A 16,298-nucleotide genomic window follows, 5' to 3' on the forward strand; every position below is an offset into this window, starting at 1 on the left:
AAAAATCACGCGATGACTTAGCCATCGCGTGATTTTTTATTTGTCTTCTTTTTTACGGTTTCGTCTAGCAGGAATCAAGGTTACGTATGCAACGAAACCACCAGTACATAGAACGAATAACACGATGCCAGGAATCAATCCTTCTGGTAAATAAGAGAACTGAATAGTATGGGTTCCAGCGCTGACAGGAACGCTTAGAAAGGCATCTTTAAAGGCTTTTGGGGTAACTTTTTTGCCGTCAATTTTGACACGCCAACCTTTGTCATAAGGAATTGTAGTGACGAGTACTTGATCGTTGTCGGCGGTAAAAGTACCTGAAGCAGAGCGTTTGCCAGTGGTTAAATCAACGCCTTTTTCTTGTACGGCGGAAATGGCTTTTTCAAATGCATTGGTATTTAAGCCAACCACTTGCGGCTGAACAAAACTTACTGCTTTGGTTCCATAAAAACTTACTTTGAAGTTAACAGTTGTATCTTTGGGATAGTAACCTAAATTATAATATTGGCCAGTAATGCCAATTTGTGATTGCTGACTTGAGCCGTTCACGGTGACCGTCGCAGTGGAACTTTCCAATTGAGCAAAATCCGTTGGGAATAAACTCAAATAAGCTTGCGTATTGGCGGGCACATTGACTGTATAAGAAATCTCTTTGGCTACGTTATGTTGTTTCTCCGTAAAAGTTACGCCAGCTGTATTTTGCGTAATTGTCACGTTATTTTGAAGCGTCATCGTTGGTTGATAAAAGGTAAAATACCGTTCATTGGTATTGGCTAAAGCATTTAGTAAATTTGTTTGACTACCTAAATTATCATTGAGAGGTTGCCGGACATTGTAAATCTCTTTGTTTGCTAAAAATCCTAACGGCAAAGCATTTTCGTTACGATAAAGCTGATATTTACCAGCAGCAGCTTGTCGTTCAAAGCCGAATTTCATTGGATTGTTTTCAGCAATATTGTATTTAATGCCCATCAAAGCATCCATTAACAAGGTATTATTTTGGTAACGAATATTTAAATTCGTGCCTCGTGAGCGGAAACCTAAGGCGTTTAGGTATGTTGAAGAATGTCGGTTCCGTACGGAAGAAAACATGCTAATGCCACTGTAGCCATAGTTAATGCCGTCATTGGCCGAAACACCATTTAGATTTTCCAAGCGGTAAAAGGTATCATTTTCTTTTTTTGTCTGATCGACTAGATTTTTTAGGTCAGGATAAGGTTCAGAATACAAGCTACGTGATGCGTAGTTCCAATCATCTAAAATACCAGTGACCATCGCCCGTGTGTTAATGATTGCTTCACCAGAAACGAGCAGCAATAACAAAATCACTAAGTATTGCATAGGCGCTTTTTTCAATTGATAAAAAGCAATTCCGAAAAAGTATAATAGTAAAAAAGTTGCTGTTAATACGAAAGAGGTTAAAGTCACATACGTATAACTAGTAGCACCTTTTGTGCCCATTGCAAGAGCAAAAATTGCTAAAAGAATCAAAATCAAGCCGCTTAAGACGCCGAGATCATCCTTTTCAAATTTCTCCCAACCATAACCTGCAAGCAAAATAACTAAGAATGAAAAGAGGAAACTATAGCGAAAAAGAAACATGTTCGGCGCATGCATGCCGTGCCAGAATAAATTTAAGGGCGTGATGTAAAAGCTAGCAATCAATAGGACAAACAAACTGCCAAAAAGTAGTTTGTTTTTCAATGGAACTTCTTTCGTAACGAAATAGAAGAGACAAAAAATCAAAGGCAACAACCCAATGTAAATAAAAGGAATGGACCCATATTTGGTTGTATCGTAAACGCCAATCATATTTTTCATAATAATATCTAAAAAGGCAGTCGCTTCTGTTTTAAAGGTTGTAATTTCAGAAAGAGTTTCACCATTGGTTCGTAAATCTAAGACAGCAGGTAAGACCATAATCATGGATGCTCCACCAGCTAAAAGAGAAGTAGTAAAATACGCAACGATTCGAGATTTATATCGTTGCCAGTCTGTAAACGTTCGTGCAAAATAGTACAGGAAGGAAAACAACCCAATCATAAAGCCAAAATAATAATTTGTAATGAAAAGCAAGAAATAACTAACAAACAATAATGTCGGTTTTCGTTGGTCCATTAAACGATGAATTCCTAAAATTACGAGTGGCAAATAAATAAAGGCATCCAGCCACATAATTAATTCTGAATGGGCCACAATGAAGGACATTAGCGCATAAGACACACTTAAAGTCACATGGGACCATTTAGGAATCTTAAAGGTTTGTTTTGCCAAGAACCAAAAACTCAAGCCAGCACTCCCAATTTTCAACAACGTTAGGAAATAGAGCGCATCAGGCATGTTTTGATTGTTAAAGAAAAAGACGAGCGGCGTAAATAAGCCACCAAGATAATAGGAAATTAAGGACAAGTAGTTTAATCCCAAAGAAGCATTCCACGTATAGAAAAGACTTTGTTTTCCATGAAGAACATTGTTAAAGCTTGCGTGAAAGTTTGAAAATTGAGAAAAGGCATCGCTGGCTAAAACACTGCGACTACTTCCTGGATAAATCCCAATACTCAAATAGATAATTGCCATAATTAAAAATGGAATGAAGAAACTGGCTAACATATAAGGCCAGTTGTTTTTTAAAAACTGCCTACTTTTATTTTTCATAAATAACCTCACCTGATTTTTCGAAAGTACCTATAGTTTATCATACTCTTTATTTGATGTACCAATAGAAGAAAAACTTTAAAATTTTATTAGGATCCTAAGGGTGGAGTGAAGAAGAATTAGTAGTAAGAGATTGACATTCAAATGCTAAATCACCAGATTAAACAACGAATATTCTCCGAAAAATTGCTGAAAACACCTTGTGGATAACTTTGTGTATAACTCTGTTGAAAACCACAAAAAAGCTTTTTATCTCGGTTTATCCACAAGGATAAGTTTTCGAGTTGCTAAAAAAAATAGACGCAAGTTCAGAAGTCCTGCTTGCTAAAAGTAAAGGAACCCATAAAGTTGAAAGAAGATGAAAACGTTATTAAAACAACGTTTTCATCTTCTTTTTTCTAGAATTTACAAAGATTTAATGTCGAACAAATAAACACTGTGGAAAAGTTTTTTGGAAAAAATAAGAAATTTCATCCACAAAGTTTTCTGTGGAGAATTTAAAAATGCTTGTCAAGCTTTTTTTGAAAAAATGTGGATAACTTTTTAAAGACACGCTTTTTTCCATTTGCGAATTTGCGTTCGGAAACTAGTAAAAGGGGCAACGCTATTAATGTGAATCCATTTCCAAAGAGGCCATTGTGCTTTGGTGGTCGCCCAAGCCCGTTGTTGAGGTAAAAATAATTCATCTTCGGAAAGCGAGGCAATCCAATGAAGTAATTTTTCTAAGATGTCTTGCAACGCAATCAGCTGACTTTCTAAACTCATTTGTCCATAGGTTTGATAAAATGATTGATAGAGAGCGCCCAGTTGATTCCATTTATAGCCTTCAGCTGGCGTTTGAACGGTCAGACCACGTTGTTCTTGTTCTTCCCAAGAAAGCAGCAAGTTGAGCCAACCTAATTGATAGGCTAAGTTCTCTGAAGGTGTTTTAGCTACTGTTTCAATTCGGTGATTTTTAAGTGTTTCAGGAATTTCTGCAAATTCAGCTAAATATTTTTGTGAAGCTATTTGAATGGCTTCAATCAAGGCTTCTTTTGATTCATAGGTTCGCATTCTTCGGCTAACGTCCTTTCTTGGTAGGATCTGCTTGTTTTTCATGAGTAATTTGAGTGACTAAACCAAAAGGATCTTTCACAATCGCATAAAATGTTGCAAATTCATTTTCAATTGGTTCTTGGATAATACAGGATTCGGGATGGCACGTGAGTTTTTCAAAAATTGTTTTGGCAGAGTGACGGCTATTGACGGTTAAGCTGAGGGTCAATTGTTCTGTGGGCGTGGTATTCATTCCTGCAAATAAAGGATTATCAGCCAGTTGTAATTGAAAAGTGTCCATTTGTAAAATCGAGTGAGAAAGCCAGTGTTCTTCGCCAACGGGAATGGTCAAAGAAGGATTTAAGCGCTCTTTAAATTCTTGATTAGTAATTTTAAAAAGAATATCACCAGCAAAGGCTTCTTGGTAAAACGTCAAGGCTTCCGTTGCTCGTCCATTTAAGACCATAAAAAGGGCAAATTGTGTGTTTTTCATTGTTTGAACCTCCTAAGATTGATAAGATAAGCATAACAATAAAAGGTGTCAAAAAGTGACACCGATGGAGGGAAAAATGAAAAAATCAGAACGTTTAAATCAGGAACTTTTTTTCTTGAGAACCCATCCTCAGTTTAATTTAAATCAGTTAATGAAAACTTTTGGGATTTCTAAAAGCACAGCTTTGCGGGATATTGAAGCTTTGGAAAATTTAGGCGTGCCGCTATATGTGGAGAATGGTCGTTATGGTGGCTATCGAGTTTTAAACAAACCGTTGTTGCCGCCGATTTATTTTAATGAAAACGAAGTGTTAGCGATCTTTTTTTCGTTACAATTACTGAAATTAGTCGCAGAGTCACCGTTTGGTCATTCCTATCAGCAAATTAAGCAAAAATTATTGCATTCTTTAGATGAACCAACCCAATTTAAAATCAGTCAAATGAGTAAGGTCGTCTATTACGAAGGAATTGAACAAGTAGAAGCACCAGGCAATTTAGAGCAGCTGTTTCATTGTATTTTGGCGCAACAAGTAATTCAGTTTAACTATACCAGATATGAAGCAACAACGAAAAAAATCTTACCAACCCGGTTAACTATTTTAGAAGGGTATTGGTATTGTTCAGGCTATGATGTGACTAAAAAGGCTTGGCGTACTTACCGCTGTGATTTTATGGAGGCTATTCAGCAGTTAAACCAAACACTGGATTTTACGAATGAAGAATTGAAAGAATCGTATCGCCATCAACAAACGACGGCACGTACGATTCCATTTAAAGCAATCATTACAGAAAAAGGCAAAGAATTTTTTTATAAACATCGCTTTGACAATATTCAGTTGGAAGAAACGCCCACGGAGTGTTTTTTAGTTGGACAGATTCATCCAACAGAAACACAATTTTTAGCCAACTATTTTATGGGCTTTGGTGAAGAAGTGACAATTTTAGAGCCAGTCCAAGTGAAACAAGCATATGTAGAAAGTATAATGAGGATTCAAAAAAAATATCAAGAATAGATTGTGGGACTGTGAACAATCCTATGTGTAAAAATGCACGTTGGGGAGGAGAAAGAAAAACCCTTGATTTTTAAATCAAGGGTTTTTCTTTCTAAGAACGTGCTTGCCCATTTCCATAAATAACATATTTTGTCGAAGTAAGCTCTGCTAGACCCATAGGTCCACGGGCATGTAATTTTTGCGTACTAATGCCGATTTCGGCGCCAAATCCAAATTCAAAACCGTCCGTGAAACGAGTTGAAGCATTCGCATAAACAGCGGCTGCATCCACTTGTTGTAAAAATTGTTGTGTGGCAAAGTAATTATCACTAATAATACTTTCAGAATGTTTTGTATTGTAGCGATTAATATGCTGGATGGCTTCGTCTAAAGAATCAACGACTTTCACTGCTAAGATAAAGTCGAGAAATTCCGTTTCCCAATCTTGTTCAGTCGCTGGAATGGCTTCTTCAAAAATCGCTAACGTACGTTCATCTGCCCGAAGTTCCACGTGAAACTCCTTCAAGGCTTTTTCAATTGTTGGTAAAAAGGCTTCAGCCACCTCTTGATGAATTAATAACGTTTCGGCGGCGTTACAGACAGAAGGACGTTGACATTTAGCATTGACAATAATTTCAGTTGCCATTGTTAACTGAGCGTCTTTGTCCACGTAAATATGACAATTGCCTGTGCCCGTTTCAATAACAGGAACAGTGGCCGTCGTCAAAACAGTTTTGATTAAGTTGGCGCCGCCACGTGGAATGAGGACATCCAAGTAGTCATTTAAGCGCATAAGTTGTTGGGCTGTTTCTCTAGAAGTATCATCAACAAATTGAATGAGATGGGGAGAAACGGCTTCTTGTATTAGCGCTTCTTGTAAAATTGTCACCAATATCTGATTGGAGTGAAACGCTTCTTTTCCGCCTCGAAGAATAACAGCATTTCCCGATTTGAAACAAAGGCTAGCGGCATCTGTTGTCACGTTTGGCCGCGATTCATAAATAATTCCAATAACACCTAAAGGCACGCGTTGTTGCCCAATTAACAGCCCCGCTTCATTGCGCCACATTTTATCTACTTCCCCAATTGGATCGGGTAAAGTAGCGACTTGGCGCATGCCCTCGGCCATCGCTGTGATCCGTTCTTCTGTTAAACGTAAGCGGTCTTGCATTGTTTCAGAAATTCCGTGGGTAGCGGCTTGCTCTAAGTCTAATGCATTTGCTTGTAAAATGCGGGGCGCATTGGCTTCAATGGCTGCGGCCATTTTGTTTAACAAAGTATTTTTTTGACGAGTATCCATCAAGCCTAGCGTATAAGAGGCTTCTTTAGCTTGTTGCCCTAGTTGCTTTAAATCAGTCACTTTCATGCCCTCCTTTAATAAATAACGTACCGATATCTTTTCCTTCTAAAATTTCAAAGATGATTTTTGGTTGTTTTCCGTTTGCTAAAATCATCGCCTGTTGATTAGCTAACACACGTTCAGCGGCTTTTAATTTACTAGACATCCCACCAGTGCCAAAGCGGCTCCCCTTACCACCGGCTAATTGGAACAAGTCTTCATTAATTTCATTTATTTCAGAGAATAACGTGGCTTCTTTGTTGACAGTAGGGTTATCTGAAAAGAAACCATCAATATCTGATAACATAACTAACAAGTCAGCTTGAACAATTTGGCAGACAATGGCAGACAATTGATCGTTATCCCCGAACTTGGTTAAGTGATCCAATTCTTCAATTGCGACAGTATCATTTTCATTGACGATAGGAATAATACTCATTTTTAACAGTTGTTCAAAAGTATTGGTAACATTATTGCGACTTTCAGGATATTCAATAACATCACGAGTTAATAAAACTTGTGCCATTTGTTGGCTATAGGTTGAAAACCGCTGATTATAAATGTTCATTAATTCTGCTTGGCCGACTGCAGCGACTGCCTGTTGTTCTGGAATTGTCGTTGGGCGCACAGATAGATTTAATTTATTCAGTCCGACACCAATTGCGCCAGAAGAAACTAAAATAATTTCTTTGCCTTGGTTGCTTAAATCACTCAAAGTAAAGGCTAATTGATCAATTGCTTTTAAGTTAATATTGCCATTGGGATAAATCAGAGAACTGGTTCCGACTTTGATCACAATTCGTTTGGCCTGTTGGAGTTTGTTTCTCATAAGTGCCTCGTTTCTTTTTACAGTAAAATTTGACACTCATTATAACAAAATCAGCGGCTACTAGAAAGTGCTAAATAATGAATAGTAAAGAAAGTTTAATGAAAGTGTGAACTTTTTGAGGGAATCTTGGGACTTTTTGGGATTTGGTCTGTTTATTTTAAGAGAAGATGATAGACTAAAAGAAGGAAAATAAACAAAAATTCTCCTCTTTTTTGCGTAGTCTAGATTAACTGGGCTTTTAGAAATGAGAAACTTACTAAAAACAACCAGAGTATCAGAGATTATGGTAAAATAGGAGTAGTTTAGACAGTAGGGGAGAATGAATATGAAACAACGTGGTTTTGAGATTATTTCTAAGTATCAAGAAGAGGGCTTGAGTGTCCCACAACGAGCAACAAAAGGTGCCGCGGGGTATGATTTTCAAGCAGCCGAAACGGTCGTTGTACCAAGTCTTTGGAAGTTACAACAAGCTGGAGAAAATCCCAAACCAATTTTAGTTAAAACAGGAATTAAGGCGTATATGCCTGATTCTGAATATTTAGAATTGGTGAGTCGTTCTTCGAACCCGCTAAAACGGTTCCTACTTTTAGCGAATGGTGTCGGAGTCATTGACAGTGATTATTATAATAACGAGAATAACGAAGGACATATCATGTTCCAATTTTTAAACTTTGGATATGAAGATGTTGTCATTGAAAAAGGTGAACGAATTGGCCAAGGGATTTTTAAGCCGTTTTTATTAGCGGATGATGACCAAGTCGAGGCAGAAAGAACGGGCGGTTTTGGTTCGTCTGGACAAAAATAAAGCCCATTTTTTCAGTAGGCAACGTTATTCAAACCATTTAATAAATGTTAAAATAAACAACAGATAAGGAGATTCTACATGGCAAAAAAAGCAAAAGTTCAATTTGAATGTCAAAGCTGTGGGTATGTGTCTCCAAAATATCTCGGCCGCTGTCCTAATTGTGGACAATGGAATTCGATGGTGGAAGAGGTTATTCAAGATACTTCTGATCGTCGTGCTAGAGTAAGTTTGACTGGTAAAAAGACACAACCACAACGGCTATCTGAAGTCGTACCTAAAAAAGAGCCTCGTGTAAAAACTGAATTAGTGGAGCTGAATCGGGTTTTAGGTGGTGGCGTTGTCCCAGGTTCGTTAGTTTTAATCGGTGGCGATCCCGGAATTGGTAAGTCAACATTGCTCTTACAAGTATCGCAACAATTAGCAGCCACAGGTGGCACGGTTTTATATGTTTCTGGTGAAGAAAGTGCTGAGCAAATTAAATTGCGAGCGGAGCGTCTAGGCACCGTCAACGAGACATTTTACTTATACGCAGAAACAGATATGCACGAAATATCACGAGCCATTGAAAAATTAGAACCAGATTATGTCATTATTGACTCGATTCAAACAATGACGCAGCCAGATGTTACCAGCGTTGCTGGTAGTGTCAGTCAAGTCCGAGAAACAACTGCCGAATTATTGAAACTGGCAAAAACGAATGGGATTGCCATTTTTATTGTCGGACACGTAACGAAGGAAGGGTCTATCGCAGGGCCACGGATGTTGGAACATATGGTAGACACGGTTCTTTATTTTGAAGGAGATAAGCATCACACCTTTAGAATCTTACGGGCTGTCAAAAATCGGTTTGGCTCAACGAATGAGATTGGTATTTTTGAAATGCAGACACATGGATTGGTTGAAGTTATGAATCCTTCTCAGGTCTTTTTAGAAGAACGTTTAGAAGGAGCCACTGGGTCTTCGATTGTGGTAGCAATGGAAGGTTCACGCCCCATTTTGGTGGAAATCCAAGCGTTAGTTACCCCAACGATGTTTGGCAATGCCAAGCGAACGACCACCGGGTTGGACTTTAATCGCGTTTCTTTAATCATGGCGGTTTTAGAAAAACGGGCAGGCCTTTTATTACAAAACCAGGATGCGTATCTAAAAGCGGCTGGTGGAGTCAAAATTAATGAACCAGCTATTGATTTAGCGTTAGCAATCAGTATTGCTTCTAGCTATAAAGAAAAAGGAACCTCATCTTCAGAATGTTTCATTGGTGAGATTGGTTTAACTGGTGAAATCCGCCGCGTGAATAGTATTGAACAACGAGTGCGTGAAGCGCAAAAATTAGGCTTTACAAAAGTCTATGTCCCTAAAAATAACCTTGGTGGCTGGGAAGCGCCTGAAGGGATTGAAATTATTGGCGTTTCAACAATTGGTGAAACGTTAAGAAAAGTTTTTAAATAATGAAAGTAGAAATAATCCGTTTAGGTTGTTGGTGGCGTATGATTTTTATACGCCCCATAACACTAGACGTCTTTATTAAATAAACGAGGAGGATGGCTATATGCAAAAACGAATCATCACGTTGCTGATGATCATTGCTGGTGCAAGTTTAGGAATTTCTCTTTTCCCAATGGCTTGGGAAATGGCTAAGCAAGGCAATAACAGTTGGTTAAACAATAACTTTACGAACGGATTAATCGGTGCAATTATTTTCTTTATTTTATCTTTAGGGTTAGCAAAGTATATTGTTTCCGCTGTCAAAAAAATCGAAGCAGCTTTAAATGAAATGAGTTTAACCTATTTATTATTTGGAAGTATTGGTGCCATCATTGGTTTAACAATTGGCGTCATTATCTCCATTCCAATGTACAACTTACAAATTCCTGTCGTGAATAGTTTACTACCAATTCTAGTTATGATTATTCTGGGTTACTTAGGTTTCCGAATGGGAACAACACGGATTGAGGAATGGAAAAAAGTTTTCACACCTCGCCAAAAGAAAGCAAATACGGAAGACGCCGAAGGACAAATGTTGGAACGTAAAGTGGAAGACAACTTCCATAAATACAAAATTTTAGACACCAGTGTCATCATTGATGGCAGAATCTACGATATCGCGAAAACAGGATTTTTAGAAGGTGTTTTGCTCATCCCTAACTTTGTTTTATATGAATTACAATACATTGCTGATTCTGGAGACAGTTTAAAACGGGTGAGAGGTCGTCGTGGCTTAGATATTTTAAATGCTTTACAAAAAGAAGAAGGTATCTCCGTTGAGATGTATGACGGAGATTTCGAGGATATCTCTGAAGTAGACAGTAAATTAATCAAATTAGCAAAATTATTAGATGGCGTGGTTGTGACCAATGACTACAACTTAAACAAAGTCTCTGAATTTCAAAATGTGCCTGTTTTAAACATTAATGCTTTAGCTAATGCTGTGAAACCAGTGGTGATTCCAGGTGAAACGATGAATGTGATGGTTGTAAAAGCTGGAACAGAGCGTCAACAAGGGGTCGCTTACTTAGATGATGGCACAATGGTTGTGGTAGAAGATGGCCAGCATTACATGAATGAGCAAATCGAAGTGGTCGTTACAAGTGCTTTACAAACCGCAGCTGGGCGTATGATTTTTGCCAAACCGGCGCATGCGGGTCGCGGGATTAATGATCGCAAGGATAACCATCCTAAAAACGATAAAAATTAAGCAAAGTGAGGACTTAGTATGATTCGAATCGGTCAAGGTTTTGATGTTCATCAATTAGTTCCGCAACGACCTTTAATTATTGGTGGGGTTACTCTTCCTTATGAAAAAGGTCTGTTAGGGCACTCAGATGCCGATGTTTTAACACATGCAATTATTGATGCAATCCTTGGTGCCGCTGGTCTGGGTGATATTGGGCAACTGTTTCCCGAAACCGATCCGCAGTTCAAAAATGCGAATTCTGTAAACTTATTAAAAAAAGTAAATGAAAAAGTTGGGCGGTCGGGCTTTACTATTGGCAATATTGATTGTACAATTTTAGCGGAAGAGCCAAAGATGAGCCCATACTTGGCAGAGATGAAAAAGAATCTAGCCGCGAGTTGCCACTTAGCGGTCACACAAGTGAACATTAAGGCAACGACCATGGAAACGATGGGCTTTGTTGGTAAAAAAGAAGGAATCGGCGCAATTGCCGTTGCTTTATTGGAAAAATAACTGAAAACGACGTTAAACCGTCTGTTTTTAAAAAATGGAAAGAGGAATGAACATGACGAAAGTTCGTGTGCGTTACGCACCAAGTCCAACTGGACACTTGCACATTGGGAATGCAAGAACAGCATTATTTAACTACTTATTTGCCCGCCACAATGACGGAGAATTTATCATTCGTATCGAGGATACCGACCAAAAGCGGAACATCGAAGACGGCGAGAAAAGTCAGTTGGAAAACTTAGCATGGTTAGGGATGGAATGGGATGAATCACCTGCTCATCCGGGAGAATATGGTCCATATCGTCAATCAGAACGTAAAGAAATTTACCAACCATTGATTGATCAATTATTAAGTAGCAATCGTGCGTATAAGTGTTATTGTACGCCAGAAGAATTAGAAGCAGAACGTGAAGCACAACAAGCTCGTGGGGAAATGCCTCACTACGCAGGCACTTGTGCGAATTTAACACCTTCTGAACAAGCAGCCAAAGAAGCGGCTGGTCTAGAACCAGTGATTCGTTTCCGTGTGCCACGTAACACAGAATACAAATTTGATGACATCGTGAAAGGTGAAATTACTTTTGAGTCAGATAACATTGGTGGCGATTTTGTCATCCAAAAACGTGATGGGATGCCAACGTATAACTTTGCCGTTGCAGTAGATGATCACTTAATGAAAATTTCTCACGTTTTACGTGGCGATGATCATATTGCGAACACACCAAAACAATTAATGATTTACGAAGCGTTTGAATGGACACCACCTGTCTTTGGCCATATGACCTTAATCATTAATTCAGAAACTGGCAAAAAATTGAGCAAACGTGATGAAACAATTTTACAATTTATTGAACAATACCGTGAATTAGGTTACTTACCAGAAGCCATGTTCAACTTTATTGCTTTACTAGGATGGTCTCCTGTTGGCGAAGAAGAAATCTTCTCACAAGAAGACTTGATTAAATTGTTTGATGAACAACGCTTAAGCAAGTCACCAGCGGCCTTTGATGCGAAAAAATTAGAATGGATTAACAATCAATACATGAAACAAATGGACTTAAGTGAACTAACAGATATGTGTATTCCTTATTTAGTCGCTGACGGTCGTGTTGAAGAAAATCCATCTCCTGAAAAAATCGAATGGTTAAAACAATTAGTTAGCTTGTATCAACCACAAATGAGTTATGCAGCTGAAATTGTGGAACTATCAAACTTGTTCTTTAATGAACATCCAGTTTTAGATGATGCTGCGAAAGAATTCTTGCAAGGAGAAACAGTGCCAACTGTGTTACATGCGTTTAAAGAACAATTAGAAGCCTTGGACGTTTTCGATGTGCCAAGTATTAAAGCAGCGATTAAAGCCGTCCAAAAAGAAACCGGCGTTAAAGGCAAAAACTTGTTTATGCCAATTCGAATTGCTGTTTCTGGACAAATGCATGGTCCTGAATTAGGTGAAACTATCGAATTATTAGGCAAAGAAAAAGCATTAGATCATTTAAATAAAGTGTTATAAAAACACAAAGAATAGAAGAAGTAGACAATCAGATGGATTTCAGAGACGCTGTGGGTGGTGAGAACAGCGAGCATCTTTTGTCGAAATGCATCTATGAGTGGCTTCGGTGAAAAAAGTAACCGAAGACGTCGGCAGGCGTTAACTGTATCGAGGCAAGAGCTAGTTCTTGTGAAGAAAAGTGGAACCACGCATGGGCGTCTTTTAAGCAACGTTTTTTTGTTGCTTAAAAGACGTTTTTTATTTTTGTATAATAGAAAGGAGTTCACCCTATGAGTTGGTTGAAACGTAGCGTCGCAGCTGTTAAAAGAAACGATCCTGCAGCGCGGACCACACTAGAAGTTCTTTTAACGTATCCTGGCTTGCACGCCCTGTTTTGGCATCGCTTGTCTCATTTCTTATATAGGCATCAGTTGTTTTTGTTGGCGAAGATTCATGCACAATTTTGGCGTTTCATAACGGGCGTAGAAATTCATCCCGGAGCCACAATTGGTGCGGGAGTTTTTATCGATCACGGCATGGGCATTGTGATTGGGGAAACCGCGGAAATAGAAGAAGATGTTGTTTTGTTTCACGGAGTGACGTTAGGTGGGACCGGTCGTGATACGGGTAAACGCCATCCAACAGTGAAAAAAGGAGCGATGATTTCGGCACGAGCTCAAATTTTAGGGCCAGTTGTGATTGGTGAATGTTCAAAAATTGGTGCGGGTGCTGTTGTTATTTCAGACATCCCAGCAGATGCCACAGCTGTGGGTGTTCCTGCGAAAGTCGTTCGTCTAAATGGAAGAAAGGTGGAAAAAGGGCATGATTAAAATTTATAATACATTGACCAGAGAAAAAGAAGTATTTACGCCAATTGAGGCGCATAAAGTTCGGATGTATGTCTGCGGACCAACCGTGTATAACTATATCCATATCGGTAATGCGCGCAGTGCGATCGCCTTTGATACGATTCGTCGTTATTTTGAATATCGTGGGTATGAAGTGAATTATGTCTCGAACTTTACAGATGTCGATGATAAAATTATCAAGGCAGCCAAAGAATTGAAAATTACTGCGCCGGAAGTGGCGGAGCGTTTTATCAAAGCCTTTGAAGAAGACACGCAAGCATTGAATGTCCAACCAGCAACGTTACATCCTCGGGTGATGGACCACATGCCTGATATCTTAGCTTTTATCGACGTTTTAATTGAGAAAGGTTTTGCTTATGAGGTCGCAGGTGATGTGTATTATCGCACCCGTAAATTCCCTAATTATGGTAAATTAAGCCATCAATCGATTGATGAATTAGAAGTGGGGGCAAGTCAACGAACTGGCGTTGAACAACAATTAAAAGAAGACCCATTGGATTTTGCTCTTTGGAAAAGTGCCAAAGAAGATGAAATTTCTTGGGATTCTCCTTGGGGTAAAGGACGTCCCGGCTGGCATATTGAATGCTCTGTCATGGCGACAAAACACTTGGGAGAGACGATTGATATTCATGGCGGTGGACAAGATTTAGAATTTCCACATCATGAGAATGAAATTGCACAGAGCGAAGCCAAAACAGGCCATACCTTTGCCAATTACTGGATGCATAACGGCTATGTCACAATTGGTGAAGACGATGAAAAAATGAGTAAATCCCTAGGTAACTTCATTACTGTTCATGAAATGATTCAAAAAGTGGATCCGCAAATTTTACGTTTCTTTATGTCCACCACCCAGTACCGTCGCCCGATTCGTTATAGCGAAAGCACTCTAAAAGAGGCAGCAGCCAATTATCAAAAATTGAAAAATGCGTTTGAAAATTTACGTTTTAGACAAGCAGATGCGGTCGCAAGTTTGCCAGAGGATGAACACTATTTAGCGCAATTAAACGAATTAGAGCAACGTTTTATTACGGAAATGGATGATGATTTCAATGCAGCTAACGGGATTACGGTCGTTTATGAATTAGCGAAGATGATGAATCAGTACAGTGAACAAGCGACAGTTTCGGAACCAGTTCTAGTGGCAATGGATAAGCTTTTCAGTGGCTGGTTAGCTATTTTTGGTTTATTCTTTAAAAACGAAGAATTAGTGGATGCACAAGTAGATGCGTTAATTGAAGAACGGAACCAAGCACGGAAAGACCGTGATTTTGCCCGAAGTGATGAAATCCGCGATTTATTAAAAGAACAAGGCATTGTTTTAGAAGATACTCCGCAAGGAACGAGATGGAGAAGAAGTGAATGAGAGATTACAAACAATTAAACGGTTTAGCTTTGGCCTATGTTGGCGATGCGATTTATGAAATTTACATTCGTGATTATTTAGTTTCCTTAGGACAAACGAAACCGAATGTTTTGCATCGCATGGCGACACACTACGTGTCAGCAAAAGCCCAAGCAAGCTTAATGCAAGCGATGTTAGCGGGAGAAATGCTAACGGAGGAAGAAGAAGTGATGTACAAACGCGGTCGGAATGCTAAAAGTCACACCTTTGCTAAAAATGCTGATGTGACGACCTATCGTGTAGCGACCGGTTTCGAATCCTTGATGGGTTATTTACATTTAACACAACAAAAAGAACGTTTAGAAGAATTAATTAACTGGTGTATCAAGAAAGTAGGTGAAACCAATGAAAAATGAAAAATCTCGTCCTTTTAAAATAGGTAAGAAACGTCCAGAGCGTTCAGATAAGCGTTCAAAAGAACGGAACCCACGACCAGCGACAGCAGGTGCTGATGGAACCTCAGAAGAGCTAGCAGATAACTTTGTCTTTGGTTTCCATGCCACTGTTGAGGCGTTGCAGCAAGGACGCGGGAATAAATTGTTTTTACAAGAAGATGCTCGTGGCGAGAAAATTGAGCAATTAAAACAAGCAGCGAAAGAACAGGCGGTTCCAGTCAAATGGGTGCCTAAAGCAAAATTAGATACGATGAGTGATCACGGCGTGCATCAAGGCATGGTTTTAGCAATCACAGCGTATCAATATTTAACTTTAGAAGAATTATTGGAACAAACAAAAGAAAAGACAGCAACACCATTTTTCCTAATTTTAGACAGTCTAGAGGACCCACATAACTTTGGTTCAATTTTGCGAACAGCTGATGCGACAGGCGTGGACGGTATCATCATTCCGAAACATCGTGCAGTGGGAATTACACCAACCGTAACCAAAGCCTCAACAGGGGCCGTGGAACATATTCCAGTGGCTCGTGTAACGAATCTAGCGCAAAGTATTGCAACGCTAAAAGAGAATCAATTTTGGATTTTTGGTACAGATATGTCTGGGACGGATTATCGTCGCTGGAATACACAAGGCGCAATTGCCTTAATCATCGGAAATGAAGGTCGTGGCATGAGTCAAGGTCTTCATAAAGAAGTGGATGAATTATTAACGATTCCAATGACTGGACACGTTCAAAGCTTAAACGCTGGTGTGGCTGCAGGCTTGCTAATGTATGAAGTCTATCGTGGCCGCAACCCATTATAGA

Annotated in this window: 15 protein-coding genes and 1 other annotated feature; of the genes, 10 read left to right on the top strand and 5 right to left on the bottom strand. The window is 39.1% G+C overall.

Annotated features, from left to right (window positions below; all coding sequences use genetic code 11):
* Positions 1 to 36 precede the first annotated feature (36 nt).
* The 3 genes from IGJ63_RS00150 to IGJ63_RS00160 all read right to left on the bottom strand — a co-directional run bounded on the left by IGJ63_RS00150 (position 37) and on the right by IGJ63_RS00160 (position 4,180).
* On the bottom strand, positions 37 to 2,652 hold the full coding sequence (locus IGJ63_RS00150) for a YfhO family protein (RefSeq protein ID WP_002383507.1): 2,616 nt from the start codon (positions 2,650 to 2,652) through the stop codon (positions 37 to 39).
* 543 nt (positions 2,653 to 3,195) lie between these two features.
* A complete protein-coding gene (locus tag IGJ63_RS00155; RefSeq protein ID WP_101732146.1) occupies positions 3,196 to 3,705 on the bottom strand; it encodes a ClbS/DfsB family four-helix bundle protein in 510 nt (169 codons plus the stop codon).
* A gap of 7 nt (positions 3,706 to 3,712) precedes the next feature.
* On the bottom strand, positions 3,713 to 4,180 hold the full coding sequence (locus IGJ63_RS00160) for a VOC family protein (RefSeq protein ID WP_101732147.1): 468 nt from the start codon (positions 4,178 to 4,180) through the stop codon (positions 3,713 to 3,715).
* 64 nt (positions 4,181 to 4,244) lie between these two features.
* Between IGJ63_RS00160 and IGJ63_RS00165 the strand changes: the two genes are divergently transcribed.
* Positions 4,245 to 5,192, top strand: a complete 948-nt coding sequence (locus tag IGJ63_RS00165) for a helix-turn-helix transcriptional regulator (RefSeq protein WP_002383504.1) — start codon at positions 4,245 to 4,247, stop codon at positions 5,190 to 5,192.
* 91 nt (positions 5,193 to 5,283) lie between these two features.
* On the opposite strand, the gene IGJ63_RS00170 is transcribed toward IGJ63_RS00165, so the two are convergent.
* Positions 5,284 to 6,537: a glutamate-5-semialdehyde dehydrogenase gene (locus IGJ63_RS00170; protein WP_438745768.1), complete on the bottom strand. Its 1,254-nt coding sequence runs from the start codon at positions 6,535 to 6,537 to the stop codon at positions 5,284 to 5,286.
* Positions 6,524 to 7,339 (bottom strand): glutamate 5-kinase, encoded by an 816-nt coding sequence (gene proB / locus IGJ63_RS00175; protein WP_101732148.1) that lies wholly within the window; start codon positions 7,337 to 7,339, stop codon positions 6,524 to 6,526. The genes IGJ63_RS00170 and proB overlap by 14 nt, the downstream gene beginning before the upstream one ends.
* Before the next feature lie 319 nt (positions 7,340 to 7,658).
* Between proB and IGJ63_RS00180 the strand changes: the two genes are divergently transcribed.
* The 9 genes from IGJ63_RS00180 to rlmB all read left to right on the top strand — a co-directional run bounded on the left by IGJ63_RS00180 (position 7,659) and on the right by rlmB (position 16,297).
* The gene (locus IGJ63_RS00180) at positions 7,659 to 8,144 is read left to right on the top strand and encodes a dUTP diphosphatase (protein ID WP_002361472.1); all 486 of its coding nucleotides are present in this window, start codon (positions 7,659 to 7,661) and stop codon (positions 8,142 to 8,144) included.
* A gap of 78 nt (positions 8,145 to 8,222) precedes the next feature.
* Positions 8,223 to 9,593 carry a DNA repair protein RadA gene (gene radA / locus IGJ63_RS00185; RefSeq protein ID WP_002356050.1) on the top strand — a complete coding sequence of 457 codons (1,371 nt, stop codon included), beginning with the start codon at positions 8,223 to 8,225 and terminating at the stop codon, positions 9,591 to 9,593.
* A 100-nt stretch (positions 9,594 to 9,693) separates the two neighbouring features.
* Positions 9,694 to 10,839 carry a PIN/TRAM domain-containing protein gene (locus IGJ63_RS00190; protein WP_002383500.1) on the top strand — a complete coding sequence of 382 codons (1,146 nt, stop codon included), beginning with the start codon at positions 9,694 to 9,696 and terminating at the stop codon, positions 10,837 to 10,839.
* Between the two features lie 18 nt (positions 10,840 to 10,857).
* Complete coding sequence (ispF, locus tag IGJ63_RS00195; RefSeq protein ID WP_002367570.1) at positions 10,858 to 11,331, top strand: 2-C-methyl-D-erythritol 2,4-cyclodiphosphate synthase; 474 nt, start codon at positions 10,858 to 10,860, stop codon at positions 11,329 to 11,331.
* Positions 11,332 to 11,383: 52 nt separating this feature from the next.
* Entirely contained in the window at positions 11,384 to 12,841 is a 1,458-nt protein-coding gene (gene gltX / locus IGJ63_RS00200) for a glutamate--tRNA ligase (protein ID WP_010706819.1), read from the top strand.
* Positions 12,840 to 13,046 (top strand) — a binding site (T-box leader). It overlaps the preceding gene by 2 nt.
* 64 nt (positions 13,047 to 13,110) lie before the next feature.
* Positions 13,111 to 13,650: a serine O-acetyltransferase EpsC gene (gene epsC / locus IGJ63_RS00205; RefSeq protein WP_101732149.1), complete on the top strand. Its 540-nt coding sequence runs from the start codon at positions 13,111 to 13,113 to the stop codon at positions 13,648 to 13,650.
* The gene (gene cysS / locus IGJ63_RS00210; RefSeq protein ID WP_002370606.1) at positions 13,643 to 15,055 is read left to right on the top strand and encodes a cysteine--tRNA ligase; all 1,413 of its coding nucleotides are present in this window, start codon (positions 13,643 to 13,645) and stop codon (positions 15,053 to 15,055) included. Before epsC ends, cysS begins: the two co-directional genes overlap by 8 nt.
* Positions 15,052 to 15,450, top strand: a complete 399-nt coding sequence (locus IGJ63_RS00215) for a Mini-ribonuclease 3 (protein WP_002356056.1) — start codon at positions 15,052 to 15,054, stop codon at positions 15,448 to 15,450. Before cysS ends, IGJ63_RS00215 begins: the two co-directional genes overlap by 4 nt.
* Positions 15,440 to 16,297, top strand: coding sequence for a 23S rRNA (guanosine(2251)-2'-O)-methyltransferase RlmB (rlmB, locus tag IGJ63_RS00220; protein ID WP_101732150.1), 858 nt, complete (start codon positions 15,440 to 15,442; stop codon positions 16,295 to 16,297). The genes IGJ63_RS00215 and rlmB overlap by 11 nt, the downstream gene beginning before the upstream one ends.
* The last annotated feature ends 1 nt before the right edge of the window (position 16,298 follow it).

This window comes from Enterococcus sp. DIV1375a (assembly GCF_051712205.1).
GTDB lineage: Bacteria > Bacillota > Bacilli > Lactobacillales > Enterococcaceae > Enterococcus > Enterococcus faecalis.